The sequence below is a fragment of the Rothia sp. 11254D007BW genome (genome assembly GCF_053548195.1).
Genome location: NZ_JBPWPK010000001.1, coordinates 140,857 through 165,224 on the forward strand (window position 1 = coordinate 140,857; position 24,368 = coordinate 165,224).

At 55.7% G+C, this 24,368-nt stretch carries 24 protein-coding genes; 14 read left to right on the forward strand and 10 right to left on the reverse strand.

Translation table 11 applies throughout. The annotated features are described in order from the left end of the window. The first annotated feature begins 87 nt into the window (after positions 1–87). The 7 genes from ACEE43_RS00660 to ACEE43_RS00690 all read left to right on the forward strand — a co-directional run bounded on the left by ACEE43_RS00660 (position 88) and on the right by ACEE43_RS00690 (position 6,076). Positions 88–426 (forward strand): nucleotidyltransferase family protein, encoded by a 339-nt coding sequence (locus ACEE43_RS00660; RefSeq protein WP_449107502.1) that lies wholly within the window; start codon positions 88–90, stop codon positions 424–426. Next, positions 426–785 carry a HepT-like ribonuclease domain-containing protein gene (locus ACEE43_RS00665; RefSeq protein WP_449107503.1) on the forward strand — a complete coding sequence of 120 codons (360 nt, stop codon included), beginning with the start codon at positions 426–428 and terminating at the stop codon, positions 783–785. Before ACEE43_RS00660 ends, ACEE43_RS00665 begins: the two co-directional genes overlap by 1 nt. A gap of 387 nt (positions 786–1,172) precedes the next feature. Then, a complete protein-coding gene (locus ACEE43_RS00670) occupies positions 1,173–2,738 on the forward strand; it encodes a hypothetical protein (RefSeq protein ID WP_449107504.1) in 1,566 nt (521 codons plus the stop codon). Between the two features lie 158 nt (positions 2,739–2,896). Next, a complete protein-coding gene (locus ACEE43_RS00675; protein WP_449107505.1) occupies positions 2,897–3,355 on the forward strand; it encodes a hypothetical protein in 459 nt (152 codons plus the stop codon). A 122-nt stretch (positions 3,356–3,477) separates the two neighbouring features. Continuing rightward, positions 3,478–3,834, forward strand: a complete 357-nt coding sequence (locus tag ACEE43_RS00680) for a zinc ribbon domain-containing protein YjdM (RefSeq protein ID WP_237186053.1) — start codon at positions 3,478–3,480, stop codon at positions 3,832–3,834. 24 nt (positions 3,835–3,858) lie between these two features. Then, on the forward strand, positions 3,859–5,235 hold the full coding sequence (locus ACEE43_RS00685; protein ID WP_449107506.1) for an MFS transporter: 1,377 nt from the start codon (positions 3,859–3,861) through the stop codon (positions 5,233–5,235). A gap of 163 nt (positions 5,236–5,398) precedes the next feature. After that, positions 5,399–6,076, forward strand: coding sequence for a hypothetical protein (locus ACEE43_RS00690; protein ID WP_449107507.1), 678 nt, complete (start codon positions 5,399–5,401; stop codon positions 6,074–6,076). A 101-nt stretch (positions 6,077–6,177) separates the two neighbouring features. Here the strand turns inward: ACEE43_RS00690 and ACEE43_RS00695 are convergent, their stop codons facing one another. The 3 genes from ACEE43_RS00695 to ACEE43_RS00705 all read right to left on the reverse strand — a co-directional run bounded on the left by ACEE43_RS00695 (position 6,178) and on the right by ACEE43_RS00705 (position 9,967). Then, a complete protein-coding gene (locus ACEE43_RS00695; RefSeq protein ID WP_449107508.1) occupies positions 6,178–6,870 on the reverse strand; it encodes a TetR/AcrR family transcriptional regulator in 693 nt (230 codons plus the stop codon). Next, positions 6,863–7,513, reverse strand: a complete 651-nt coding sequence (locus tag ACEE43_RS00700; protein ID WP_449107509.1) for a TetR/AcrR family transcriptional regulator — start codon at positions 7,511–7,513, stop codon at positions 6,863–6,865. Before ACEE43_RS00700 ends, ACEE43_RS00695 begins: the two co-directional genes overlap by 8 nt. Before the next feature lie 90 nt (positions 7,514–7,603). Continuing rightward, complete coding sequence (locus tag ACEE43_RS00705) at positions 7,604–9,967, reverse strand: ATP-binding cassette domain-containing protein (protein ID WP_449107510.1); 2,364 nt, start codon at positions 9,965–9,967, stop codon at positions 7,604–7,606. Between the two features lie 130 nt (positions 9,968–10,097). Between ACEE43_RS00705 and tpx the strand changes: the two genes are divergently transcribed. Then, positions 10,098–10,592: a thiol peroxidase gene (tpx, locus tag ACEE43_RS00710; protein WP_449107511.1), complete on the forward strand. Its 495-nt coding sequence runs from the start codon at positions 10,098–10,100 to the stop codon at positions 10,590–10,592. A 268-nt stretch (positions 10,593–10,860) separates the two neighbouring features. On the opposite strand, the gene ACEE43_RS00715 is transcribed toward tpx, so the two are convergent. Both ACEE43_RS00715 and ACEE43_RS00720 read right to left on the reverse strand, forming a co-directional pair. Further along, a complete protein-coding gene (locus ACEE43_RS00715) occupies positions 10,861–11,187 on the reverse strand; it encodes a branched-chain amino acid transporter permease (protein ID WP_449107512.1) in 327 nt (108 codons plus the stop codon). Continuing rightward, complete coding sequence (locus ACEE43_RS00720; RefSeq protein WP_449107513.1) at positions 11,180–12,007, reverse strand: AzlC family ABC transporter permease; 828 nt, start codon at positions 12,005–12,007, stop codon at positions 11,180–11,182. Before ACEE43_RS00720 ends, ACEE43_RS00715 begins: the two co-directional genes overlap by 8 nt. 140 nt (positions 12,008–12,147) lie before the next feature. Here ACEE43_RS00720 and ACEE43_RS00725 point away from each other — a divergent pair, with 140 nt between their 5' ends. The 3 genes from ACEE43_RS00725 to ACEE43_RS00735 all read left to right on the forward strand — a co-directional run bounded on the left by ACEE43_RS00725 (position 12,148) and on the right by ACEE43_RS00735 (position 15,062). Next, the gene (locus ACEE43_RS00725; protein WP_449107514.1) at positions 12,148–12,603 is read left to right on the forward strand and encodes an OsmC family protein; all 456 of its coding nucleotides are present in this window, start codon (positions 12,148–12,150) and stop codon (positions 12,601–12,603) included. A gap of 114 nt (positions 12,604–12,717) precedes the next feature. Beyond that, positions 12,718–14,196, forward strand: coding sequence for an amino acid permease (locus ACEE43_RS00730; RefSeq protein ID WP_449107515.1), 1,479 nt, complete (start codon positions 12,718–12,720; stop codon positions 14,194–14,196). 245 nt (positions 14,197–14,441) lie between these two features. Then, a complete protein-coding gene (locus tag ACEE43_RS00735) occupies positions 14,442–15,062 on the forward strand; it encodes a thymidine kinase (protein ID WP_237223381.1) in 621 nt (206 codons plus the stop codon). A 12-nt stretch (positions 15,063–15,074) separates the two neighbouring features. On the opposite strand, the gene ACEE43_RS00740 is transcribed toward ACEE43_RS00735, so the two are convergent. Continuing rightward, positions 15,075–16,004, reverse strand: a complete 930-nt coding sequence (locus ACEE43_RS00740; RefSeq protein ID WP_449107516.1) for a hypothetical protein — start codon at positions 16,002–16,004, stop codon at positions 15,075–15,077. 42 nt (positions 16,005–16,046) lie between these two features. Beyond that, positions 16,047–16,727 (reverse strand): DUF6318 family protein, encoded by a 681-nt coding sequence (locus ACEE43_RS00745; RefSeq protein WP_449107517.1) that lies wholly within the window; start codon positions 16,725–16,727, stop codon positions 16,047–16,049. Positions 16,728–17,081: 354 nt separating this feature from the next. On the opposite strand from ACEE43_RS00745, the gene ACEE43_RS00750 reads away from it, so the two are divergent. The 3 genes from ACEE43_RS00750 to ACEE43_RS00760 all read left to right on the forward strand — a co-directional run bounded on the left by ACEE43_RS00750 (position 17,082) and on the right by ACEE43_RS00760 (position 19,629). Beyond that, complete coding sequence (locus ACEE43_RS00750; protein WP_237186067.1) at positions 17,082–17,678, forward strand: NADPH-dependent F420 reductase; 597 nt, start codon at positions 17,082–17,084, stop codon at positions 17,676–17,678. Positions 17,679–17,822: 144 nt separating this feature from the next. Then, the gene (locus tag ACEE43_RS00755) at positions 17,823–18,785 is read left to right on the forward strand and encodes a DNA cytosine methyltransferase (RefSeq protein WP_237186068.1); all 963 of its coding nucleotides are present in this window, start codon (positions 17,823–17,825) and stop codon (positions 18,783–18,785) included. Then, positions 18,766–19,629, forward strand: a complete 864-nt coding sequence (locus ACEE43_RS00760) for an NgoMIV family type II restriction endonuclease (RefSeq protein ID WP_449107518.1) — start codon at positions 18,766–18,768, stop codon at positions 19,627–19,629. The genes ACEE43_RS00755 and ACEE43_RS00760 overlap by 20 nt, the downstream gene beginning before the upstream one ends. 30 nt (positions 19,630–19,659) lie before the next feature. Here the strand turns inward: ACEE43_RS00760 and ACEE43_RS00765 are convergent, their stop codons facing one another. From ACEE43_RS00765 to ACEE43_RS00775, 3 genes are all read right to left on the reverse strand, one after another. After that, positions 19,660–20,436, reverse strand: a complete 777-nt coding sequence (locus tag ACEE43_RS00765) for a transposase family protein (RefSeq protein ID WP_449122291.1) — start codon at positions 20,434–20,436, stop codon at positions 19,660–19,662. Positions 20,437–20,832: 396 nt separating this feature from the next. Further along, positions 20,833–21,753, reverse strand: coding sequence for a hypothetical protein (locus ACEE43_RS00770; RefSeq protein WP_449108338.1), 921 nt, complete (start codon positions 21,751–21,753; stop codon positions 20,833–20,835). 336 nt (positions 21,754–22,089) lie between these two features. Next, positions 22,090–24,312 carry an NADP-dependent isocitrate dehydrogenase gene (locus ACEE43_RS00775; protein WP_449108337.1) on the reverse strand — a complete coding sequence of 741 codons (2,223 nt, stop codon included), beginning with the start codon at positions 24,310–24,312 and terminating at the stop codon, positions 22,090–22,092. Positions 24,313–24,368 lie beyond the last annotated feature (56 nt).

Genomic DNA, 24,368 nt, shown 5'->3' on the forward strand with positions numbered 1-24,368 from the left:
GTTGCTCCCTGGAAGGAGCTACCGGCCACTTTTTATAGAAAAGAAAAGCCCTATCTTTTCCCAGAAGCGGATAGGTAAACTGTGGGTATGAGCACTAGAAATCTAAGCAGAGAAAGCCTAGAGCACAGGTCTTTACTTCAGACCCACTGGCAGTCATTCACGGAGCTGCTGGAACGCTATGGTGCCTATAACCCGCAGCTTTTCGGGTCGGTCGCCCGGGGTACTGCTGGCCCGGAGAGCGACTTAGATATTCTGGTAGAGATGGATCCCGCTGATGGTAACGTCTTGATGCGGGCAGCTGGTCTTATGGAGGAAACCCGTGACCTTTTGGGGACTCAGCGGGTTGATATTTTCCCTCTTCAGCTCCTTAAAGATCAGGTTTCGCAGCAGGCCCTGGCCGAGGCAGTTCCCCTATGGCAAGACTAGTGAGCCAGCGCATCGAAGATATCTTGCGCGCTATCAGTAACTGCGAGGACTACGTTCAACTCATTTCTTCTGAACCTCGTCTAACGAGGATGGGTGAGGATGCAATCGAACGGAATCTACAGATTATTGGTGACGCCGTGAAAACGCTCCCGGGGACCCTAACCGAAGCTTATCCAGAGATTCCATGGCCACAGATCCGTGGCCTGCGAAACATACTGGTTCATGAGTATTTTGGAGTGGATATTGAGCTGGTTTTTGAAGTAGTTAGGATTTATCTCCCACCGCTGAAGCACTGCCTAGAAAGCCTGGAGGTTCTTGAGCAGGACGGCGACGTGGTGGAGTTCCGCTTCAACGTTTAGCCTCCTTAGAGAAGTGCCATTGGAAAAGTGCAAGTGCCCCGCAAAAAGTACGGGGCACTTGCACTTTTTCGATGGTGTCTTGGGTACGTGTGCGGACGCATGGCGGGGGAAGGGTGTTTAAGATAGTTTGCCGCGGTGAGGTTTTGAGATAAGTGGGGCGAAAAGTCGGGGCACAGCTTAGTGAGACAGCAACCTGGCATACACAGAGGTAGCGCAGAGGCATTCGTCCACAACTGGCCCTTGAGAGAGACAACAGAATGACCGTCAGATGAGGTCGAATAATACCTTGTGAATTGTTCCCAATGCATGTGGATCTTTTTGTAAGTTTTTAGTCATATATGATTGGCCTAAAGGACTTTAAAAAACCTTTTTACAGGAGGAAACGGTATGTCTGAAGAAGAGAGTGATCAAGAGCGGAATCTGCAAACTGCAGCTGAAATTGCTCTTGTTGAGTTACGTCCCGGTATTGCTGCCCTATACTCTAAAGATTCAGTGGCTGGGCTAGAAACCATGTCATTTGACTTACTCAATAATGAGACTAATGCGCGACTTGCTGATGGGTTATCGATGCTTCTCAACGCCGGAAGCATAGGTAGCCAATTCGTCCAGACCGGGGCTGTCTTGCAGGGGCTGGTTCAGCTTACCCCCAAGACCTTGAAAGACCTGGAAACCATGGCTCCGATGACAAATGGTTTGGTTAATTACGGTTCCCTCATGAAGGGAAGTAGCATCGGTGCCTCGCTACAGTGGATCGCTCTTCCACCCGAAACGGCTGCTCTACTCACCGGTCCTGGAATGTTGCCAACCCTGGCATTAGCTGGAGTTGCCAATCAGGTTGCAACAATTAACCGTAAACTTGATGAAAATCTTGAACTAACTAGGCAAGCTATTAACGAGATTCGCCAAGCCACCCAAGAAGACCGGTGGGCAACGCTCATCTCCCTAGATAAGGTAGTTTCAAAAGCTCTTGATGAAGCACGCTCGGTTGGCCAGGTAACAGGGCATGTATTTGGGCCTATCCAAGGCAAAGAATCAGAAATTATTAAAAGCCGTGAGCTTTTTTCAAATAACGTACAAAAGCACCTCTCAGCCTTGTCAGCAAATATAGATGAGCAGAGAAGCTACATTGAAGCTAACGAACAAGCCATACTCAATGACGCTAATGGTCTTCTGTTGGCCGAATGGACGAGACATCGCTGGAATGTGCTGCGGTCGGCGCATATTAGCTTAGATGAGAGTGCATATGACCTGTTAGAAACTGTTCTGGCTACTACCGAGAATGAATATGAGGAATCACGTAAAAAACTTGAGAACTTGTTGAGTACACTCGTTCAACAGCTGAATCTGATTAAGGAACTTACCCCAGAGGGAGGGCTGGCTCGTATACCTTTTGGAAAGGGGCGACGCAGCCTAAATTCAGCTGACAAGGCGGAATCATTAGCCCAAGCAGTCTCAGCGCTAGCTGGAAAAGCTTACCGTACGCCAGCACAACCAGAACCAAATTTCACCGTATTTAATCAGGAAGTTGAAGAGTCACTTTATCGTATTCTTCGGTGGGCTCTGCCTCCTGGGACTCGATTGCTGGCTTTTGCGGATGTTAATGAGGGATTCACCAACTCATACTTGGGAATCACAGAGACAGACTTCTTTATTGTGAGCTACGGAGATTTGCGGAAGAAGGGACTGGTTGGTGAGCTTCATCCCCTGGCCGATATTCGCTATGTGCGTTTAGACGAACGAAAGTCCCGTGACCCTCAGCTCCATATCATCACAAAGGATCAAAATTTCCAGGTTGATTTTGATCGGTGGATTACTTCTGGGGAGAACCTATTTCAGGCCCGTAGGCTAGCAGATATTTTGGCAACCGTAATGAATCTTCCTGTAGACGAGAAAAAGAATGACCCGATCTTCGAGCTGGAGGGTCAAAAGAAGCTATCGGGGGGAAGCAAGTAAGAGCCTGTCTTAAAGTGCAAGTGCCCCGCGAAAAGTGCGGGGCACTTGCACTTTTTCGATGGCGTCTTAGGTGCGTGTGCGGTGTGTCGTCTACCGCTCATAAGTATGCTTTTGGCACAATAGTGGATACCAAGCTACCTGATGAAAGAAGGTTTATCATGAAAGCACGTCTAGCGTTCATCGCCGGTGCAGGTATCGGTTACGTACTGGGTGCTCGCGCAGGCCGCGGCCAGTACGAAAAGATCAAGACCCAGGCTGCCAACGTCTGGAACGACCCCAAGGTGCAGAACGGCATCAAGACCGCCGAAGAAACCATCAAGGAACAGGCACCCGTCGTCGCCGAAAAGGCCAAGGAAGCAGCTGCGGCAGGTGCCGAAAAGGCTAAAGAAGCTGCCGCCGCAGGCACCGAGAAAGCCAAGGAAAAGGCTGAAGAGGTCAAGGACGCCCGCGCCGAAGCTAAGGCCGAGAAGCAGGTAGAAAAGGCAGAAGCTAAGGCCGAAAAGGAAGCCGAGAAGGCCGATAAGAAGGCCCAGAAGCTGGCCGACGAGGCCCCTGCCGATGTTGTCTCAGACCCCGCTACCGACATGAACGACGAAGGTCCGGCAACTACCAAGTAAAGCCCCATTCTTTTAAGACTAAAACCTTCCGCTCTTCGACGCCCCGAAGAGCGGGAGGTTTTGTGCTTCTATCTGGGATAATGGGGAGCGACCTAGACACCACCTAACTTTTGGAGACCCCCATGTCTGATGCCCCCGCACCCGCCTGCCCTGCCTGCTCTGAAGAGTACTCCTACCAGCAGGGTGACCTCTGGGTCTGCCCCATGTGCGGCCACGAGTGGGCCGAAACCGATGCTGCTGAGGCAGAAGAGACCGGCTCCAAGGTGCTCGATGCTGTCGGCAATGAGCTGGTGGACGGCGATTCCGTCACCATCACCAAGGGCCTCAAGGTCAAGGGGGGTGCCGATATCAAGGCTGGCACCAAGGTTCGCGGTATCCGTCTGCTCGAAAGCCCCGTCAACGGCCACGATATTGAAGCTAAGGTTCCTGGCGCAGGCCAGATGTACCTGAAGTCCTCCGTAGTCAAGAAGAGCAACTAACCCCCTGAAAGCAGTGGCCCAGTTATGAAATGGTTAGTGTGGGCGGTGGCTATAGCCGCCTACGTGTTCTCAATCATCAACCGCAGCTCCTTCTCGGCGCTGGGGGCCACTGCCCAAACCCACTTTGGGGTAGAGGCTACAGCTATTTCCCTTTTCATCATGCTGCAGCTGGTGGTCTACGCTAGCTGGCAGGTGCCGGTGGGTGCCCTGCTTGACCGTAAGGGGGCGCCGGTGCTGATTGCCATCGGCCTGACCCTCATGACGGCTGGCCAGTTTCTCCTGGCCCAGAGCGAGACCGTTCCCCTAGCCCTGCTGGCGCGTGTGCTGGTGGGTAGCGGGGACGCCTGTATCTTCGTCAGCCTCATCCGTCTGATTTCAGACTGGTTTACCCCTAAACAGATTCCGGTGGTCAACCAAATTAGCGCCAATATGGGTCAGATGGGTCAGCTGGTTGCCGTCACGCCCTTGGTCACCCTGGTGGGTGCCCTGGGCTGGCAGGGTGGCTTTACTGTTCTCGCCGCTATCGGTTCCTGCCTTCTGATCCTGGCCATATATACGCTCAGGCCGGCTCCCGGCAGGGCTACCGTAGCCCAGGGGCTGGGCCGCCGGGCCCGGCGCGGACGGGGGAGCGCGTCCGCCCGGCGTCCGCTCCCTGACCAGGAAGAAGCCAACCGGGCCCGCGCCGACCACCCCTACCCCGTCACAGACTCTCTACCTGTACTACCCCCAGCAGGAAACTCAGGTTTTGCGGCCTCCATCAGACAGGTGCTGGCCTACCCGGGCGTGCGCCTGGCCTTTTGGGTGCACTACGTGACGGCCTCCATGATTTTCTCCATCATGTTGCTGTGGGGCATGCCCTTCCTGACAGGGGGCCTGGGCTATAGCCGGGCCCTGGCCTCGGGCATCGTCAGCACAGTGGTAGCCTCCATCGTTATCGCCGGATTCTTCACCGGCTCGATTCTCTCCCGCTTTTCTCCCTACCGGGTGCATATTGCGGTGGGTAGCAGCCTGCTCAACCTCAGCCTGTGGTCCCTCATCTTCTTCTGGCCCGGAATTGCCCCCACCGTCCTGGTGTACGCTGCGGCTATTACTCTGGGCATCAACGGCCCGGTATCCATGGCAGCTTTTGAGGTGGTGCGTTCGCACGTGCCTCAGCACCAGCGGGGCCTGGCCACAGGCATCGCCAATATGGGTGGCTTCGTAGGGGCCCTCACCACCGTGTTCCTGATCGGCCTGATTCTTGACAGCCTCGGCGCCGGCACCCCCGAAACCTACACCCTTGAGGCCTTCCGCTGGGCTATGGCCAGCCACATCCCGGTAATTCTGCTGGGTATTCTCATGATTGCCCTGCTTTACCCCAAGGCCAAGCGGGAGCTGGCAGGCCGGGCACAGGCGTCCTAGTTTCTCAGGGGCGGACGCCCGCCGCCCCTCCCAGCCGACAGGCAGCAAATGCGCGGGGAGGGGCACGGTATCTTGCCCACATTTTCCGGTTTTCACTGGGCAGGTGCTACTGCGGTCTTTAGAATTAAAAGCCGCACACCACGCCTTAACCTGTGAAGGAAACATGACCAGAAAATCAGTCGTCCTGTTCACTAGCCTTGCCCTGCTGGCCCTCACCGCCTGTCAGCAGGAAGAAGCGATTACCCGCGTTGACCCGCAGACCGCTTCAGCAAGCGCAAGTTCAGCATCGCCCAGCCCTACCCCCTCCGTTGAGGCGACCACCGCAACGCCCACTCCGGAGCCGACTCCCGAACCCACCACCGCAGAGCCGACCCCTGAGCCCACTCCCGAAGACCCCTTCCCGGGCACCGTTTTTGCCGAGAACGGCGTGACCTTCTTCGTCCCCCAGGACTACGTGCAGGACGCCACTCCCTCCCAGGCAGAAATCTTCACCTACCAGTTCACCCACTACCGTAGCGCCGAGGACGCCGCGGGCCGCTTTATGGTGGGCACCCCCTACAACGATGAGCAGGGGCGCAGCGCTGAGGAGATGGAGAAAGAAACCGTCGCCCGACTTACCCCGGCCTGGTCTATCAACGAGACCATTGAGACCATTAACTACACCCGCGAAGACGGCGTGCGTGTGATTCGCTCCGAGGTACGTTTTGCTTCGAGTAACGCCCCCGGCTACATCTTCACCCTGGATAACGGGCACGAGCTGATGCACGCCGCTATCTTGGTGGATGATGCCAACCCTGACTTCGTGAAGAAGATTGAGGATTCTATCGGCTTCGCCTGGTAGCAGGCACCCTAGCCAGAAGCCTATACACACAGCGGGCGGAACCGGTACCGGTTCCGCCCGCTGTGGCGTTTAAAGAGTTTCGCTATAGGTTTGCCCCGCTTTTAGTTTTCTTCTGCGGTCTCTTCGGGGGTGTGCAGCTCGCCCACGCCCTCAGACAGGGCAATGAATTCGTCGATGTCTTCCTGGGTTGCATAGGGTACGGGGTGTACAAGCAGCTCGTTGATGCTGGACCGGAAGATGTAGCTGAGGTTGACCGGGTCTGAACCCTTGCCGCCGATAATAGCCTTGGTGGTTAGGCCGTAGCTGAGCATGGCGAGCTGGTTAGCCTGTACCTTAACGTCGGTTCCGGCCTTGAGCTGGCCAGCTTCATCGAGGTGCATCAGCATGTCGTAGAAGAGGGTGCGGATGCGCTCCAGGCTGGCAGTCGAAATATCTTTAATTTCGGGGGTAGAACGCAGCTCGGCCACCATGCCCAGGGTGATGCGGGAAACCGCGCGGGAGCGCGGGGTGAGTGGGATGAAGTGCTCAAGAATCTTGATGGTGTTGAGCACGTCCTGCCCCTGTACCGATACCGCCCGCATACTGGCCTCGGTCTCTACACCGATAAGTTCCAGGGCATAAGTGACAAGTTCGACGCGGCTGTCGAAGGAGTGGCGCAGGGAACCGGTGGAAATGCCGGCTTCGGCTGCCACGTTGCGAATGGTGATAGCGCTGACGCCGCGTTCGTTGAGGAGCTTCCAGACCGCCTGGGAAATGACTTTCTTGCGTTCGTCGTGGTCAATGAGCTTAGGCACTGAAGAACTCCTGACTGAAGTAGTCGAGGTCCTGCTCTTCGGGGTAGGTGAAGATTTCCAGCAGGGTCTCGAAGTGGGTGAGCATGGGGGCCATGAGCTCTTCGTCGCTGGCTTCACCGTCGGTGAGCAGGTAGAGGCAGTTGATACCCCACAGCAGGGCTACGAGCTTTTCTACCTCTAGGTCGATATCGATATCGTCGCGCACAAAGCCCTGGGCCCGTAACTGGCTGAGCAGGAAGCCGTAGGCGTAGAGGAAGTCCTTTTCGTGGGACTGTAGAATCTTGGCGATACCGGGAATCGTTGAAGCATCGGCCAGCATGCCCGCAACCACGGTGATGAAGAGCTTGCCGTCCTCAGAAACGGGAGAAAGCTCGGTGAAAATCTCTTCAAGACTGTAAATCAGCTCGTAGTTGAAGGTACGGCTGGTAAGGCTACGGATGAAGCGCTTACCCACGAAGTCGAGGGAGAACCGCATCATCTCTTCATGGGAAGGGAAGACATGGCGCAGGGAGCCTGTAGAGATGCCGGCTTCGGCGGCTACGGTTCGCACAGATACGCCGCGGACGCCTTCACGGGCTAGCACCGCCCAGACCGCCTGGGCGATTTCTTGTTTTCGTTCTTCGTGGTTGATGAGTTTTGGCACAGTTTTACTTTAGATGATGGTGTGGTTACAGGCGTCGCACCCTGTCTTTTTTCGTGGGAGAACGCCTTTATGACGTGGTGCGGCGGGGTTTTATGACGCTAGGTAGGACGCCAGGTGCTCGCCGGTGAGGGTACCGGCGGCGGCGAGGGCAGTGGGGGTGCCCTCAAACACGATTGTACCGCCATCGTGACCTGCTGCTGGGCCTACGTCAATGATGTGGTCAGAGTGGGCGATCACGGCCTGGTGGTGTTCGATGCAGAGCACGGTGGTACCGGCGTCGACCAGCTGATCCAGAAGACCGAGGAACTGCTGTATATCGGCCAGGTGCAGGCCCGTGGTGGGTTCATCGAAGATGTAGATTCCACCGGGTTCTGCCATATGGGTGGCTAGCTTGATACGCTGGCGCTCACCGCCTGAGAGGGTAGAGAGGGGCTGACCCAGGGTGATGTAGCCCAGGCCCACATCGACCAGACGCTGCAAGATTTTCGTTGCGGCGGCCAGCTTGGTCTCCTTGGTGCTAAAGAAGGCGAGGGCATCGGCTGCGGAGAGGGCCAGAACGTCGCTGATGTTCTTATCGCCCAGACGGTATTCGAGCACGCCGGGGGAGAAACGCTTCCCTTCGCAGGCCTCACAGATAGCGGTGGATTTTTCCATAAATCCCAGCTGGGTTTCCAGCACGCCGGTGCCCTTACATTCGGGGCAGGCGCCCTCAGAGTTGGCTGAGAAGAGGGCGGGCTTGACCCCGTTAGCCTTGGCGAAGGCATTGCGGATAGGTTCGAGCAGGCCGGTGTAGGTAGCCGGGTTGGAACGGCGGGAGCCCTTGATGGGGGCCTGGTCGATGTAGATGATGCGCTCTTCGCTATCTGCGTGCTGTTCCAGGAGTTCGGTAATCAGGGAGGACTTGCCAGACCCGGCAACGCCGGTGAAGGTGGTCAGGACGCCGGTGGGCACGGCCACCGAGACATGTTTGAGGTTATTGCGGGTTGCGTGAGCAACCTGCAGGGCTCCGGTAGCCGGGCGGACGGCGTCCTTAAGCCCCTGCCGGTCGTAGAAGTGGCGGGAGGTGACGGTATCTGCCTGCTTGAGCCCCTCGAAGGCCCCGGCGTAGACCACGGTGCCGCCGGCGGAACCGGCGGCCGGGCCCATGTCGATAATGTGGTCGGCAATAGCAATGGTCTCGGGCTTATGCTCTACCACCAGCACAGTGTTGCCGCGGTCGCGCAGGCGCAGCAGAAGCTCGTTCATCTTGGTGACGTCGTGGGGGTGCAGGCCCGCGGTGGGCTCGTCAAAGACATAGGTGATGTCGGTGAGCGGGGAACCCAGGTGGCGCACCATCTTGGCGCGCTGGGCCTCACCGCCTGAGAGTGAGGATGCAGAGCGGGAAAGGGCAATGTAGCCCAGGCCGATGGTGACCATAGAGTCGAGCAGGTGCTCCAGCGCAGCGAGCAGGGGAGCGACCTCGGGGATGTCCTGCTCACGCACCCAGGCAAGCAGGTCGGTAACCTGCATGTCGCAGAGCTCAGCAATGTTCACCCCGTTGACCTTGGACGCCAAGGCAGCCTGCGACAGGCGGGTACCACCGCAGTCAGGGCAGGGGACAAAAGTGACCGCCCGGTCAACAAAAGCGCGAATATGGGCCTGCATGCCCTCCTTATCCTTGGAGAGCATAGACTTCTCAATACGGGGCACCAGACCCTCATAGGTCATGTTGATACCCGCAATTTTCATCTTGGTGGGCTCTTTATAGAGAAAATCGGCACGCTGCTCTTCGGTGAAGTCCTTAGCCGGAACATCGGTGGGAAAGAGCCCCGATTCTTTGTAGAGACGGGCTGACCAGCCACTGGCAGTAAAACCGGGCACCTTGAAGAAACCCTCGTCATTCATGGTGAGGTTCTCATCAAAGAGCTCGTTGAGGTCGATCTGGCTGGTGCGGCCTAGACCTTCACAGCGGTTACACATACCGCCGGTGCGGGAGAACGTGACGTGCTCGGCCTTACCGTCGCCGACCTTGCGGGCGCCGGTGCCCTGAACAGTTGCCTGGTTGAAAGAAAAAGCTGTGGGGGAGGCCAGATTAGGGGTACCGACCCGGGCAAAAAGCATACGAAGCATAGGCAGGGCGTCAGTTGCCGTGCCTACGGTAGAACGCGGATTAGCCCCCAGACGCTCCTGATCCACGATAATAGCGCTGGTCAGACCCTCAATCGCATCAACCTCGGGGCGATCCTGGTGGGGCATAAAGCCCTGCACAAAGGCCGAGTAGGTTTCGTTAATCAGACGCTGCGATTCAGCAGCCACCACACCAAAAGCCAAGGACGACTTACCCGACCCCGACACACCGGTAAAGACCGTCAGACGGCGCTTAGGAATCTCAACCGAAACATTCTTGAGATTATTATTGCGGGCACCCGTAATACGAATAGTCTGATGGGAATCAGCGGCGTGAGCAGTAGACACGAAATCTCCCTAAAGTGCGAAGGATAGCTGCGTATCAGTTTAGCGAACCGCGCGTCCCTGACTAGACCGGCGGTTCCCCGCACAGCGCAACACCTTGCACAGGGCAGGTTGCCTACGCCACAATACAACTATGGCTACTACACATCTAGAAGGCAACGACGTACAGACCGTAGGCGACCTGCCCGCCGTAGGTTCCACAGCACCCGCATTCACCCTGGTGAACACCGACCTCGACACCGTCACCTCAGACTCATTCGAGGGCAAGAACCTGGTGCTTAACATCTTCCCCTCCATCGACACCGGCGTCTGCGCCGCGTCCGTCCGTAAATTTAACGAAGAAGCATCCAAGCTGGAGAACACCACCGTTGTGTGCGTCTCCAAGGACCTGCCCTTCGCCCTGAGCCGCTTCTGCGGTGCCGAAGGCATTGAGAACGTTGTATCAGCGTCCGCTTTCCGCGACTCCTTCGGCGAAGACTACGGCATCACCATGACCGACGGCCCCCTGGCCGGCCTGCTGGCTCGCTCCGTTGTGGTCATCAACGCCGCTGGTGAGGTCATCTACACCCAGCTGGTCGACGAAATCACCACCGAACCTGATTACGAGGCAGCGCTCGCCGCCCTCTAAGACTAAGACCATTACCTAGCGGTGGGTATATCCCCTCCGCCTGCTGACCCTCTCCCAGCTCGCGCTGGGGCGCTCGCTGGAATTCATGCCAGCCCCAAGCCAGCAGGCTTCCAGGGATATACCCACCGCTGTGTGTTTGCTGGGCTCCGGTGGGGTAGGGGGCGGGCATATCTGGAGCCGATTGGATGGGGCTGGCGTGAATCGCACGCGAGCTTGCGAGCCTGCGAGAGGGTCGATCGGCGAGGATATGCCCGCCCCTACCTCTTTTCTACAGAACCCAGTTAGCGAGCACCACGCAGGTTGCTGTACCTACGATGAGGGAGAGTGCCAGGTTCTTTCGCCACAGGTGGGTAGCAACAGTTACTACCGCTCCGGCCAGGTAGGGCAGGGCCGTCTCGCGGGAAGAGTAGTCGATTTCTGCCAGCACGTAGAAGCCCAGGCAGATGATGGCTCCCATGGGCAGCCAGGCGGCAAGGTTGACTACCAGGGCTGAACCCTTGAGCACGGACTTCACCCCAAAGGGAATCAGTCGCAGGGCAAAGGTGATGCCGGCTGCCAGGAAGATAGCTGAGAGAATGTAGCCGGTGCTAGGCATGCGGGGCCTCCTGGGGTGAAACGCCCTGACGCTGGGTGGTCAGGTGGCGGATGATGAGTAGGGCTACCAGGGTCAGCAGGGAAACCAGCAGCATGGAATGCGGGGCAAGGACGATGGCCGTCAGCGAAGCGATAACCGCAAGCGAGGCAGTTACCCGGTCTTTGACTGCCCGGTAGGCGTCCATGGAGAGCACGATGAACATGCCCGTCATGACGAAATCCACGCCTTCAAGGTTAGAAAGAAAGGTCGCGCCCAGAATGACGCCCAGGGTGGAGCCGCCCCACCAGGAAAGCCAGAGCACCACCGAGACCGTCATGATGCGGGAGCTACGAAAATTCTGTGAGCCGGGAGCGGTGTTGAGGGCGTAGGCTTCGTCGCAGAGCATATACACAGCCAGGGCCTTGGCCAGATTTCCCTTGACGTTCTGCAGGGGGTAGGAGATGCCGTAGACCAGGTGGCGGGCATTCATCAGAAGGGTGGTTGAGGCGACCAGGGCAAGCGGGGCAGAAGAAGCAATAAGACCCACCAGCAGGAACTCCACCGACCCGGCAAAGACAATAGCTGAGAGAGCCGGGGCAACCCACCAGGGCAGGCCCACCGAAGCGACCAGCACGCCCAGGCCCATGCCCATAACCACAAAGCCGATGCAGAGAACACCGGCGACGCGCAGGCCTTCTTTGAAGCCGCTTTCGCCGGGAAGCTGGCTGATGTGTTCCCCCGTAATGGGGGCGGACGCCGTCGCCCCGCTGGCAGGGCTCGGCAGAGGGCTAGGAGAGGGGACGGCGTCAAGCTGGCCTGTATCAGGGCTGGTGTGGTGCATAGCAATAAGTTTAGATAAAACTAGACTTACTCCCACCTTCTGTTCACCATGTAAGTCCTTACCCACCAAGAAATAAAACCTGTGCTGGCGCCGTTACCCGAGTACCGGCGTCCGCCCCACCGTAGAGAGAAAGAAGAACCATGACCGACAAGACCACCCGCACCGAAGACCCCAACTACCGCGCCGTCACCGTTGAGCGCGTCGCCTCCCGCCACTACCGCGCCACCAACGCCAAGGGCGACACCCTCGACTTTGGCCAGGGCGAAGGCCTGCTTACTCCCGTTGAGCTGCTCCTAGCCGCTATCGCTGGTTGCTCCGCCATCGACGTCGATGTAGTTACCGGCCGCAAATCAGAACCCGAAACCTTCACCGTGCACTCATCCGGCCTGCGCAAGGTCGATGAGAACAAGGCCGTTAGCCTCGACGACATCGAAGTCAGCTTCAACGTGCGCTTCCCCGCCACCGACGAGGGTGAAAAAGCCCGTACCATGGTCGACCGCCTGATTAAACTCTCCGCCGAAAAAGACTGCACCGTCTCCCGCACCGTCGAACACGGTGCGTCCGTCACCTTCATCAACGAAGATAAGCAGAGCTAAATCACGCTACCCACCCGGGGGTGCAGGGCGCTCGCGGTGGTAATCTAAAGTTTGTCTTATGCCCCCTAAGCAAAACTGTTGGGGGCTCATTACCACCGAAAGTAGCAGCACACTATGTCTACTGAAGCGCAGTCTGTACCCACCGGGCAGACCAAAGAAGAGCTCAAGCGCGGCCTCGCCAGCCGCCACCTCTCCATGATCGCCATCGGCGGCGCCATCGGCACCGGCCTCTTTGTTGCCTCTGGCTCCACCATCGCTGAAGCCGGCCCCGGCGGCGCCCTGCTGGCCTACGCCCTGATTGGCATCATGGTGTTGCTCCTCATGCAGTCCCTGGGCGAAATGGCAGCAAACCTGCCCGTCGCAGGCTCCTTCCAGACCTTTGCCTCCCGCTACGTCTCAGACTCCTTCGGCTTCGCCATGGGCTGGAACTACTGGTTCAACTGGGCCATTACCGTAGCTGCTGAGCTGGTGGCTGCCGGTGTCATCATGTCCTACTGGCTCCCCGGCGTCCCCGGCTGGATCTGGGCTAGCGTCTTCCTGGCCATTATCCTGGGCATCAACGTGCTCTCGGCTCGCTCCTACGGCGAATCAGAGTTCTGGCTGGCTACCATCAAGGTGGTCACCGTTATTATCTTCCTAATCGCCGGTGTTGCCATGATTTTCGGTATTCTGGGCAACCACGACAACGGTTTCGCAAACTGGACCGATGGCGAAGCCCCCTTCAAGGGCGGCTTCCTCTCTATCCTGGCTATCTTCATGGTTGCCGGTTTCTCCTTCCAGGGCACCGAAATGATCGGTGTTGCCGCCGGTGAATCCGAGAACCCCCGCCGCGATGTGCCCCGCGCCCTCAAGAGCGTCTTCTGGCGCATCATGCTCTTCTACATCGGTGCTATCGCCATTATCGGTACCCTGATTCCCTACACCAGTCCCAACCTGCTGCGGGCGGACACCACCGATATCGCCTACTCACCCTTCACCATGGTCTTTGAGAACCTGGGTATTGCATTTGCCGCTTCGGTGATGAACGCCGTCATTCTGACCGCGATTCTCTCTGCCGGTAACTCGGGCCTTTACGTCTCATCGCGTATGCTCTACGCTCTGGCTCTTGAGGGGCGTGCTCCCAAGATTTTTGCCCGCGTGAACTCCCGCGGTATCCCCATGCCCGCCCTGCTGATGACCGCCGCTATCGGCCTCTTCGGCTTCGTCTCAGCTATCGTGGGTGAGGGCTCTGCCTACACCTGGCTGATCAATATCTCCGGCCTGTCGGGCTTCATCACCTGGGTGGGCGTGGCTATCTGCCACTACCGCTTCCGTCGCGCCTACGTCGCCCAGGGCAACGATGTGAACGACCTGCCCTACAAGGCTCCTCTCTTCCCCATTGGCCCCATCGTTGCGCTGCTGATGTGTCTGATGGTGATTGCTGGCCAGAACTACAACGCTATTTTTGCTGGCCACTGGTTCGAGGTTGTCTCTGCCTACATCGGTCTGCCCATCATTATTGGTGTCTGGCTGGTGCATAAGCTGGTGACCGGTTCAAAGACTATCCCGCTCAAGGACGTGGACGTCTCAGGTATCGAGGTCTCAAGCAAGTAGGTCTCGTGTAAGAAAGGGGAGGGCACCGGGGTTTCCGGAGCCTTCCCTTTTTTGTATACCTAGGTGCATTGACTCCGGTTTGTACCAGCCCCTGCCCACTTTGAGGCTGATTTCTGAACACTGCGTGGTACAAAGTCGTTTGGTCGGGACGCGGACGCCTGTGAGCGGGGGAGTGCACCGGGCTAGAATGGTGTGGTTTGGTTTTGTTCTCTGTGTACGTGTTCTGGGTTGAAAGGTGTGGCCGCGTGGCTAAGCTCTATTTCCGTTTTGGCGCCATGAATTCGGGTAAGTCAACTGCGCTGTTGCAGGCTGCCCATAACTATGAGGAGCGGGGCCAGCGCGTGCTGCTGGCTAAGCCGCAGGTTGATACCAAGGGCGATACTGAGATTGTGTCCCGTCTGGGTGTGACTCGCCAGGCTGATTTTTTGGTGGGTGCGGACGACTCTGTGCGCGAGCTCTTCCACGCCGCTGCTGAGCCTAATGCCGATGACGACCGCATGCACTGGCACCTACCCGTCTCCTGTCTGCTGGTGGACGAGGCCCAGTTTTTGACCGCTGAGCAGGTGGATGACCTGATGCGGATTGCGGTGGAAGAGAATGTTCCGGTGATGTGCTACGGCATCCGTACGGATTTTAGGACGCGGGCTTTCCCCGGCTCTGCCCGCCTGCTGGAGATTGCTCATACGCTTGAAGAGTTGAAGACCATTTGCCGGTGCGGCCGCAAGGCGCTCTTTAACGGCCGCACCGTGGACGGCAAGTTTGTGTTTGCCGGTGACCAGGTCGCTATTGATGGGGTGCACGTGGGCTATGAGTCGCTCTGCCCCACCTGCTACCTGGAAGAGTCGGGTGGCAAGCTCTACCAGTAGCCTGTACCGGTTTTAGCTTTCGCAGCCCCAGGCGTTGGGGTTTGTCGTGCAGTCATCGGCGACTAGCCCAACCTGGGTACGCCATACTCTCACGAGCTGAGGTTCGCTGGTGCGGCTAACCGTGCCGTCGATGACCTGCCAGGGACCGCCCTCTACTGAGTATTCACCCCGGTAGGTGGTGGTGAGGGTGAACTGGTAGTCGCCGGGCTCTGCGTATTGGTGGGAGGTGCTGGTGGGCTGGTCCCAGATGTCTTCGCCGAGGGCCTGGCCGGGGTAGCTGGTGGGGCCGAGCACGCTGCCGTCACCGTAGGTGAAGGTGTAGGTGACTGGTGTTGCGCGTAGGGTGACGTTTTGGCCGTTGATGGTGCGCGTGAATTCTTGGGGGTTGGGGTCTGCCCAGAAGTTGGTGTTGTAGTTTTTGAGGGTGTGGGGTGCTTTTTCTTGGTGGGGTGTTGCAGGGGCGATGGGGAAGGTGTCGAAGTCTTGGGTGGTGAGGGTGACGCGGATGGTGCGGAGTACGGTTTGGCCGTTTTCTTCTGCGATTTCGAGGCCTGCGGCGGCTAGTTCTGCTGGGGTGAGGGGCACACAGCCGAGGGTGCCTTGTGGTGTGTTGTAGGGGGTGTCTGAGCCGTCGGACCAATCGGGCGGTACGAGGGAAAGGACGCCGAGGTCCCCGTTGGTTGCAAGGCAGTAGGTACCGGACCGCACCGAGCCGTTTATTTGGAGCCGGGCGCGATTGGAATCATTGGGAGCTTCGAAGTAAATGAGTTTGAGACCAGCCGCAGGAGTATCCAAAGGTTCACTGTTGATGGGCGTGGTTGGAACTACCCTATCCTCAGCAGTCACGAGGCCATTCTCGTATCCATCAATCATTACGGCAAATTCATCGTCTGAAATAGTGCCGTTATCATCGGCGTGGGCGCTAGGGCTAAGGGAAAACAAACAAGCTACTAACGCTAACGAGATAGGTGTTCTGGTCTTCATTTAGCTAACTACCTTTGCGCTGACTATTTTCCATGAACCGTTAGAAAATTTTGTTTTGAGTTCTACCCCTTCATAAATAGCTTGAGAATTATCGTAGGCCCGGGCTTCTCCGTTGACCCAGAGTACAGAATTTTCTACCTCGAAATTAGCACCAATAGAATATTCTCCGTTGCCTTGCGAGACTAGTAGATTCTTATCGTAGTGAACAACTTGGCTACCACCGATAACCCACCCATCTGCTTGGTAGATAGCATGTAGAGAATCGTAGAACTTCTGCTCTTGCTCAAAGGATTCATCTACCAGTTTTCTCACATCTGTCACATCGCCAGTTTGATTGGCATAATTCCGCATATCGTTCCAGTACGTAATGAATTTTTCCATTGCTTCTGGTGTTTCTACGTTCATTCCGTCGGGTGCTACTGGTTTGGGTACGTTTTGGGCGGGACCGTGTTCGTCGGCGGCGCGGTATTCGCCGTCGGGGGCTTTGGATCCGCCGGAGTAGTTGGTTTCAGCTGTGCTAGCGGTTGCATCAGCTGCGCCTGAGGTGCTGGATGCGCTTGCAGAAGTCGTGGCGCTGGCGTCCGCTTCGGGAATGCTGCCTGTGGCCTGTGCGCCGCAGCCGGTGAGGGCCAGCAGTGCGATAGTGGCGAGCGTGAGGGTGCGGGTGGGTGTGTGCTTCATGGGGTTCTCCTGGCTACGTCTTTGTGACTAGGTCTTATGTGTTTTTATAGTTCGGGGTGTGCGTCTTGGCAAGGGGTTTAGTCCTCTTGACTGGTTTTTAACGGCACATTACGCACATGGTGAAGCGTTTTCCACAGATTTCGGGCCTGATGTGGGCAAATAGGCCCACACAACAACCACTAGGCAGCAGGTGTTTTCACAGGTTCATCTGTCGCCGGATCCGCTAACTCCCTGCGAGACTGCAATAGCTAGCTAACTGCTCGCAGGCGTCTTATGCTCAGCTCGTGTGGGCATGGGGCGCCTGCTTCTTAAACACCGTGGAATAAACTTGCGCTGTCAATGATTATGAGGGGTATGAAGGTTTCTATTCTTGGTGCCGGTAAGCTCGGCACGGCGCTTGCTCGTTTGTCTGTTGCTGCTGGTCATGAGACGTTGGTGTATGCGCGGCCTAAGCCTATGTTGGATATTATTTTGGGGTCGCTGGTGCCTGAGGCGCAGCTGGTGGATTTTGAGGGCGCGCTTGATGCGGATGTTGTGATTGTGGCTTTGCCGCGCACGGCCTTGCCCGGCTTTGATTTTTCGGCGGCTCGTGGTGTGGTGGTTGATGCTACGAACCCTTGGGACGCCGCTGGTACGGCGGGCGCTGCGTTTGCGTTACCGGGGGCGCGGGTTCCTGTTATTCGTACGTTGAACCATATTGCGTATGATGCTTTGACGTCTGATAGTCGGGCGTTGAATCCGCATGCGCTGCCGCGTGCTGTTGCAGTGATTGATGCGGGGCAGGGGAGCGAGGCTTTAGATACGGCTATTCGGCTGGTGGATTCGCTGGGCTTTGACGCTGTGCTGATGCCTGAATCTGCGGCGCATCTGTTCGAGCCCGACGGGGACGCCTTCGGTGCCTTCCTGACGAAAGAGCAGATGGTAGAGCTTGGTGAGCTTCAAAGCTCATAGAAAATAATGGATGTGGACTTGTTGCATCCGTAGACTAAGAAGGTCTGTTGAGAGGGTTCCCAGCTCTCGTGAGCGCATGTATAGTAGATTATAAATTCGAATATATATTCGAAAACTGTGATGAGTTGATGGGGAGACGCACGTATGCTGACTTCAGTTGAGATTTGCGCCGGTGCTGGTGGGCAGGCTCTTGGCCTTGAGATGGCGGGATTTGAGCACCTTGCTGCTGTGGAGATAGATTCGGACGCCTGCAACACGCTGCGGGCTAATCGCCCTAATTGGAACGTAATTGAATCTGATCTTAATGAGTGGGATCCTACCCCTTACAAAGGTGTGGACCTCTTCGCGGGTGGCGTTCCATGTCCTCCTTTCAGCGTGGCCGGTAAACAGCTTGGTGCTGATGATGAGCGTGATTTATTCCCTCGTGCACTTGAGATTATTGAGGTTCTTGAGCCCAAGGCTGTCATGCTCGAGAACGTGAAAGGCCTGCTATCAAAGCGTTTTGCTGATTACCGCAATGAGATTATCAAGGCTATGGGGAAGCTTGGCTATGTGGTGGATTGGCAGCTTATTAACTCCTCTGACTATGGGGTTCCGCAGTTGCGACCGCGCAGTATTTTGGTAGCTACCCATAAGGATTTGGATGGTTGTTTTGTGTGGCCAGAGCGGCGTCCAGACGAAGCGCCAACGGTAGGGGATACTCTGCATGACCTGATGGCTTCTAATGGCTGGGAAGGCGCGGACGCTTGGGCTGAGGGAGCTAAGAAGATCGCGCCTACATTGGTGGGAGGGTCGAAGAAGCACGGTGGCCCAGATTTGGGGCCTACTCGGGCTAAAGCTGCCTGGGCTGAGATGGGTGTAAACGGTAAATCGATTGCTGAGGTCGCTCCTGAACCTGGTTATGCTGAGATGCCTCGGCTAACGGTTCGTATGGCTGCTCGTATTCAGGGGTTCCCTGATGATTGGCAGATTACCGGGCGTAAAACGGCTGCTTATCGGCAGGTTGGGAATGCCTTTCCACCCCCGGTTTCTTGTGCCATCGGTACTGAGATTGCTAATTTGCTGAACCAGAATCTGGAGGTGAAGAATGGTCGCGTCGCTGCGTAGGCTCCGCCAGGAATATCATCAGGAGCTGATTGATTTAGGTGTTCTTGCCGTTACTGAATCTGGCGTGGCTTCTAATGCTGATAGTTCTCAGAAGACTAGTAAGGCTATTGCTCTTTCTATAGCAGAGCAGCTAGGTGTGAAGCCTGGTGGCGAGAAATTGGCCGGTCAGACAGCGGGGCATGTTTTTGAAGCTACTACGACTCGATTCTTGAGTCGAGTCTTAGCGGAGTTCAGCCATATTGTTGCACCAGGTACTGAGATTGAGCATGTGGTGAAGCGTGGGCATGGCTTTTATCTGGCTGAGTTTGTGCCGTATTTACATTTGAAGCAGCTTGCTGGGGCTGTGGAATCTGATCCTACGCTGTCTACAGTTTTGGGAAATTCTTACGATATTAGTCCTGATGTGATTATGACGAAGGCACCTCAACCTGATGCCTATTTCAATGATGGTGCTTTGCGGGTTGACGATTCTGTTGCTGCGCTGACTCCGCGCCGGCTTGTGAATAATGAGGCTAAGTTTGTTGAGGCCATTATTAGTTGTAAGTGGACTTTGCGGAGTGATCGTGCTCAGAACGCACGCTCTGAAGCCTTGAATATAATCCGCAACCGTAAGGGTCGCACCCCGCATATTGTGGTGGTGACGGGTGAGCCTACTCCTTCTCGTCTGGCCTCTTTGGCTTTGGGGACTGGGGATATCGATATGGTCTACCATTTTGCTTTGCCGGAGCTGCAGAAAGCAGTAGCCGCCTCGGGAAATGACGAGGCGGCTAGTATGCTGGAAGTCATTCTCCAAGGGAACAGGCTGAGAGATATATCAGATTTATTAATTGATTTAGTCGAGTAGAATCATTTAGCAATGTATTAGGTCTGAGGCTTATTCAAAAGTCCCACCCGCAGCCAAAAACACCAACCCCCGCACCACCGCAAACACCCGCCCATACAACCCCAACGGCCGCCTAAACCCCGTATGAAGAATCCGCCAAGTCTTGATGTGAGCGATAACCCGCTCCACCACCGACCGCAGCCGATTCAGCACCCGATTATTCCGCCTCTGCTCCCGACTCAGCCGCTGACCCGGCTTGCGCCTGGCCGGGGTAGCCAACCCCAACCCGATATAGCCCTTATCAGCCACAGTGCTCTCATCAAGATATCTTTCCAAGCCATGATGTTTGAAGGCGTAAGCATCATGCCTGGCCCCGGGCACCGGGTCTGTGATAGCCAGCAACTTTCCATCCAAGGTGCAAATGACTTGGTGGTTGAATCCGGCTCGTTTGTGCTTTCCAGAGAAATTTGTTTTACCAAGTGAACGCCAATTCCACGTGGGTATCAGAGTCCCGTCAACTACTAAGGACCCGGGTGCTTTGAGGCTTTCTTTCAAAGGCTGAGTCAGCGGAGTGAGAATCTTCTCCAGGGCCTTTTCGATGGTGTTGATAGCTCGTGAGACTGTCGATTGAGAGACAGCAAAAAGTTCTGCGAGGAGTTCTTCGGTGAGGTTGTGGCGGTGGTAGAGCAGGGTGATTTTGAGGGCTTGGGTGAGGGTTAGCGCTGGTGGTCTTCCGCCTGGTTTTGACCAGGTGAGGTGATGGGTGAGGGCTGTGTGTAGTGTGGCGAATTGCGTGGCTGTGAGGCCGGTTGTACGCTGGTGTGGCAACGGTCTTGTCCGGTATGGCTTGAGGTTATTTGTAGAGATTTAACGCTCATATTTTTGCCGCGGGTGGGGCCGTTGTCTAGTTGGTGGGTGTGGGGTGCGTGTCTACTTTTGAATAAGCCTCTCTGTTTAGAAGCCTTTTCCTAAATCTTACAAACTTGTACTGGTTGCTTGCTCTTATACGTGGTCACTGGTACTTACTTTATGATTAACGTTAGCTCCAGTCCAGCTCCACTGGTACAAATTTCTGATATTTAGGAAATTTATGAATCGAAACTCCGGTAGCGAATCGGGCCAATTCTTTGTAGCCTTTAAGTTCGTATATACAGATGTTTAAGGTGATGCACGGATTGATAATTTTAACAGGTAGTGGTATCTTGTGAATTATCTTCTTTGGTCCTACATGCCTGAGATTGCGGCCCAAGCGCCTGATCCCAACGCCCCAATGATTATATCTTTCCCTAGTTTTAAAAATCCTTCATGAATTTTCTCGGGCTGTCTATTGTCTCTGCCTGCTTCAATTTGGCTTAAAAAACTATTCTGAATGTCGGTACTTATTAAATTTGATATTTTTTCGATAGCATCGTCCAGATTGATTTCGAACCCATTGATTTCGAAGACATTCTCACTATAAAAATTAACGTATATATTGATACTAGAAGGTGGCTCCCTATGGCTTGTGTATTTTTGAATCTCTAGTGCATTTCGGTATGAGATGGCGGAAGCGCTCCATTTATCTTTTTTGCTATAAGGTAAGCGCTTTATGAGACCAAGATTTCTTGCGATACTTTTGTCATTTTCAGTTAGCAGGTTAATATCCCTTTTTTCTACTGCATTGAGAATCGAATCCGGCATGGTCTCTGAAGTATGTGGTGAATCATCGAGAGGTTTTATAATTTGGACAACTGAATCTGGTGGATAGATAAACGGTTCCTGATTTCCAGCAATTACTATTTCTACCTGAGGGCTTAAGTCAGAGATTGTTAATCTTGAAAGAACTAAACCGCCCTCAAAGGTGCCCTTGGTCAAATTTTTGGTGCACAAAACCATCCCGGGTTCAACCTCTAAAACCCTGATGCCTTCAACCTCCTCGCAGGGTATAGTAACTTTTCCAAGCAAATATGATGCGCACAATGCCACTAGGATACTTATAATGTTGGAAAGTGTTTTGTGCAAGTTTTCTTGGAGGCTGTGCGAAAGTCCAATAAATATTATTACAAATATTACTATTCTTGTGATAAGAAGACTTCCGGGTGTGGAAAATATGGAAAATTGGGGTCCTTTGGTGGATATGGAGTTAAGGGTTGGCCATGTAGACATTGAAATCCTAAATTTATTAGAAGTTTAGTTTTTATTGTTCAAAGATATTTGAAGTCTTTTTGCTGATGGCCTCTTTTGAAACCCTTCGTGTTGAATGTGTTTTTTTAAATTAAAATGAGGATATAATATTCAATGAAATTTATTCGAAGATGGGAGAATTGATTGTAAATAGGCCTTGCCCAGAAGTACCAATGCGACTCAGACTCGCGGCGCTGCTGATAGCTGGGGCTAGCGTGAACCGCCTGTGAACCGGCGAGAGGAGCAACAGCAACGCGCGAGTCTGAGAAGCCAAATAAAGGACTCTTAAATAAGCCTTTTGGTAGTCCGCTTTATATTTTACTTCTTCAGCCCGTCCACCACTTCATTCAGCGTCGCGCTCGGGCGCATCACCGCTGATGCCTTGGCGTCCTCGGGCTTGTAGTAGCCGCCGAGGTCAGCGGGGGAGCCCTGGGCGTCCAGCAGCTCAGCCACAATCTTCTCCTCGTTTTTAGTCAGGGCCTCAGCCACCGGGGCGAACTTAGCCGCCAGGTCGGCGTCCTCACCCTGATCAGCCAGCTCCTCAGCCCAGAACTTAGCCAGGTAGAAGTGCGAACCGCGGTTATCAATCTCGCCCACACGGCGAGAAGGCGACTTGTTCTCGTTCAAGAAAGTACCGGTCGCCTTATCCAGGGTGTCAGCTAGAACCTGGGCAGAAGCATTGCCGGTGGTCTTCGCCAGGTGCTCAAAGGAAGCAGCCAGGGCCAGGAACTCACCCAGGGAATCCCAGCGCAGGTGGTTCTCTTCCAGAACCTGCTGAACATGCTTGGGGGCAGAACCGCCAGCGCCGGTCTCAAAGAGGCCACCACCGTTAATGAGCGGAACAATGGACAGCATCTTGGCTGAGGTGCCCAGTTCCAGGATGGGGAAGAGGTCGGTCAGGTAGTCACGCAGTACGTTGCCGGTGACCGAAATAGTGTCCTCACCCTTGCGGATGCGGTCAATCGAGAACTGGGTTGCCTCAGCGGGAGCCAGAATACGGATATCAAGGCCCTCGGTGTCGTGCTCGGGCAGGTACTTCTCGACCTTGGCAATCAGGTTAGCGTCGTGGGCACGGTTCTTATCGAGCCAGAAGACAGCGGGGGTCTGGGAGTCGCGGGCGCGGGTGACAGCCAGCTTAATCCAGTCCTGAACGGGGATGTCCTTGGTCTGGCAGGCGCGCCAGATATCGCCGGCAGAAACCTCGTGTTCAATGAGCACATCCCCTGCAGAGCTCACAACCTGTACCTTGCCGTCCGCCTCAAGCTGGAAGGTCTTGTCGTGTGAACCGTACTCCTCAGCCTTCTGCGCCATCAGGCCCACGTTGGGCACGGTACCCATGGTGGTGGGGTCGTAGGCACCGTTGGCACGGCAGTCATCGATGACGGTCTGGTAGACGCCAGCGTAGGAAGAATCGGGGAGGACGGCCAGGGTGTCAGCCTGCTGGCCTGACTCGCCCCACATCTGACCGGAGGTGCGAATCATCGCAGGCATGGAAGCGTCCACAATGACATCCGAAGGAACGTGCAGATTGGTGATGCCCTTGTCAGAGTTGACGTAGGCCAACTCGGGGCCTTCCTGCAGACCCTTGTGGATGAGCTCGCGGACGCCCTCACGGATATCCTCGGGCAGGGTGTCAATACCGGAGATGATAGCGGCCAGGCCGTTGTTACCGTTCAGGCCGGCAGCATCCAGCTGCTCACCGTAGGTCTCAAAAAGCTCGGAGAAGTAGGCGCGCACGACGCGGCCGAAGAGGATGGGGTCAGAAACCTTCATCATGGTGGCCTTCAGGTGTACTGAGAAGAGCACACCCTCAGCCTTGGCGCGGGTAACCTGCTCGGCTAAGAACTTATCGAGTTCAGCCACGTTCATGTAGGTGCCGTCGACGATTTCGCCAGCCAGCACGGGCACAGATTCCTTCAGGACAGTCACGGTGCCGTCGGTACCGACGTGCTGGATCTTCAGGGTATCGTCAGCCTCAATAATCACGGACTTCTCGTTAGAGAAGAAGTCGTCGTGGCCCATGGTTGCAACATTGGTCTTGGAATCTGCTGACCAGGCACCCATGGTGTGGGGGTTCTTGCGGGCGTAGTTCTTAACAGAGAGGGGAGCGCGGCGGTCTGAGTTGCCCTCGCGCAGGACCGGGTTCACGGCTGAGCCCTTGACGCGGTCGTAGCGGGCGCGGACGTCCTTATCCTGCTCGGTCACAACCTCATCGGGGTAGTCGGGGATAGCGAAGCCCTTTGCCTGCAGCTCAGCGATAGCGGCCTTGAGCTGGGGCACGGACGCCGAAATGTTGGGCAGCTTGATGATGTTAGCTTCGGGGGTCTTAGCCAGCTCGCCCAGCTCGGTCAGAGCGTCCGCAACCTGCTGCTCAGCAGGGAGAATATCGCTGAACTGAGCCAGAATACGGCCAGAAAGTGAAATATCGCGGGTTTCTACCTCAACACCGGCGGTTGAAGCGTAGGCCTCAAGAATGGGCAGGAAGGAATAGGTCGCCAGCAGCGGAGCCTCATCGGTGTGGGTGTAGATAATCTTTGCCATGAAGGGCGTCTCCCTTGTCGCTTGTGGGCAGTTTCATTTCCAAGAATACAACGATG

What these genes read in the sequence shown, in the direction of transcription:
- ACEE43_RS00770 (WP_449108338.1), bottom strand. Translation starts at nt 21,753, where the DNA reads ATGTCTACATGGCCAACCCTTAACTCCATATCCACCAAAGGACCCCAA.
- ACEE43_RS00660 (WP_449107502.1), top strand. Translation starts at nt 88, where the DNA reads ATGAGCACTAGAAATCTAAGCAGAGAAAGCCTAGAGCACAGGTCTTTA.
- ACEE43_RS00775 (WP_449108337.1), bottom strand. Translation starts at nt 24,312, where the DNA reads ATGGCAAAGATTATCTACACCCACACCGATGAGGCTCCGCTGCTGGCG.
- ACEE43_RS00715 (WP_449107512.1), bottom strand. Translation starts at nt 11,187, where the DNA reads ATGCCTAGCACCGGCTACATTCTCTCAGCTATCTTCCTGGCAGCCGGC.
- ACEE43_RS00680 (WP_237186053.1), top strand. Translation starts at nt 3,478, where the DNA reads ATGTCTGATGCCCCCGCACCCGCCTGCCCTGCCTGCTCTGAAGAGTAC.
- tpx (WP_449107511.1), top strand. Translation starts at nt 10,098, where the DNA reads ATGGCTACTACACATCTAGAAGGCAACGACGTACAGACCGTAGGCGAC.
- ACEE43_RS00685 (WP_449107506.1), top strand. Translation starts at nt 3,859, where the DNA reads ATGAAATGGTTAGTGTGGGCGGTGGCTATAGCCGCCTACGTGTTCTCA.
- ACEE43_RS00730 (WP_449107515.1), top strand. Translation starts at nt 12,718, where the DNA reads ATGTCTACTGAAGCGCAGTCTGTACCCACCGGGCAGACCAAAGAAGAG.
- ACEE43_RS00670 (WP_449107504.1), top strand. Translation starts at nt 1,173, where the DNA reads ATGTCTGAAGAAGAGAGTGATCAAGAGCGGAATCTGCAAACTGCAGCT.
- ACEE43_RS00755 (WP_237186068.1), top strand. Translation starts at nt 17,823, where the DNA reads ATGCTGACTTCAGTTGAGATTTGCGCCGGTGCTGGTGGGCAGGCTCTT.
- ACEE43_RS00760 (WP_449107518.1), top strand. Translation starts at nt 18,766, where the DNA reads ATGGTCGCGTCGCTGCGTAGGCTCCGCCAGGAATATCATCAGGAGCTG.
- ACEE43_RS00675 (WP_449107505.1), top strand. Translation starts at nt 2,897, where the DNA reads ATGAAAGCACGTCTAGCGTTCATCGCCGGTGCAGGTATCGGTTACGTA.
- ACEE43_RS00725 (WP_449107514.1), top strand. Translation starts at nt 12,148, where the DNA reads ATGACCGACAAGACCACCCGCACCGAAGACCCCAACTACCGCGCCGTC.
- ACEE43_RS00750 (WP_237186067.1), top strand. Translation starts at nt 17,082, where the DNA reads ATGAAGGTTTCTATTCTTGGTGCCGGTAAGCTCGGCACGGCGCTTGCT.
- ACEE43_RS00720 (WP_449107513.1), bottom strand. Translation starts at nt 12,007, where the DNA reads ATGCACCACACCAGCCCTGATACAGGCCAGCTTGACGCCGTCCCCTCT.
- ACEE43_RS00745 (WP_449107517.1), bottom strand. Translation starts at nt 16,727, where the DNA reads ATGAAGCACACACCCACCCGCACCCTCACGCTCGCCACTATCGCACTG.
- ACEE43_RS00690 (WP_449107507.1), top strand. Translation starts at nt 5,399, where the DNA reads ATGACCAGAAAATCAGTCGTCCTGTTCACTAGCCTTGCCCTGCTGGCC.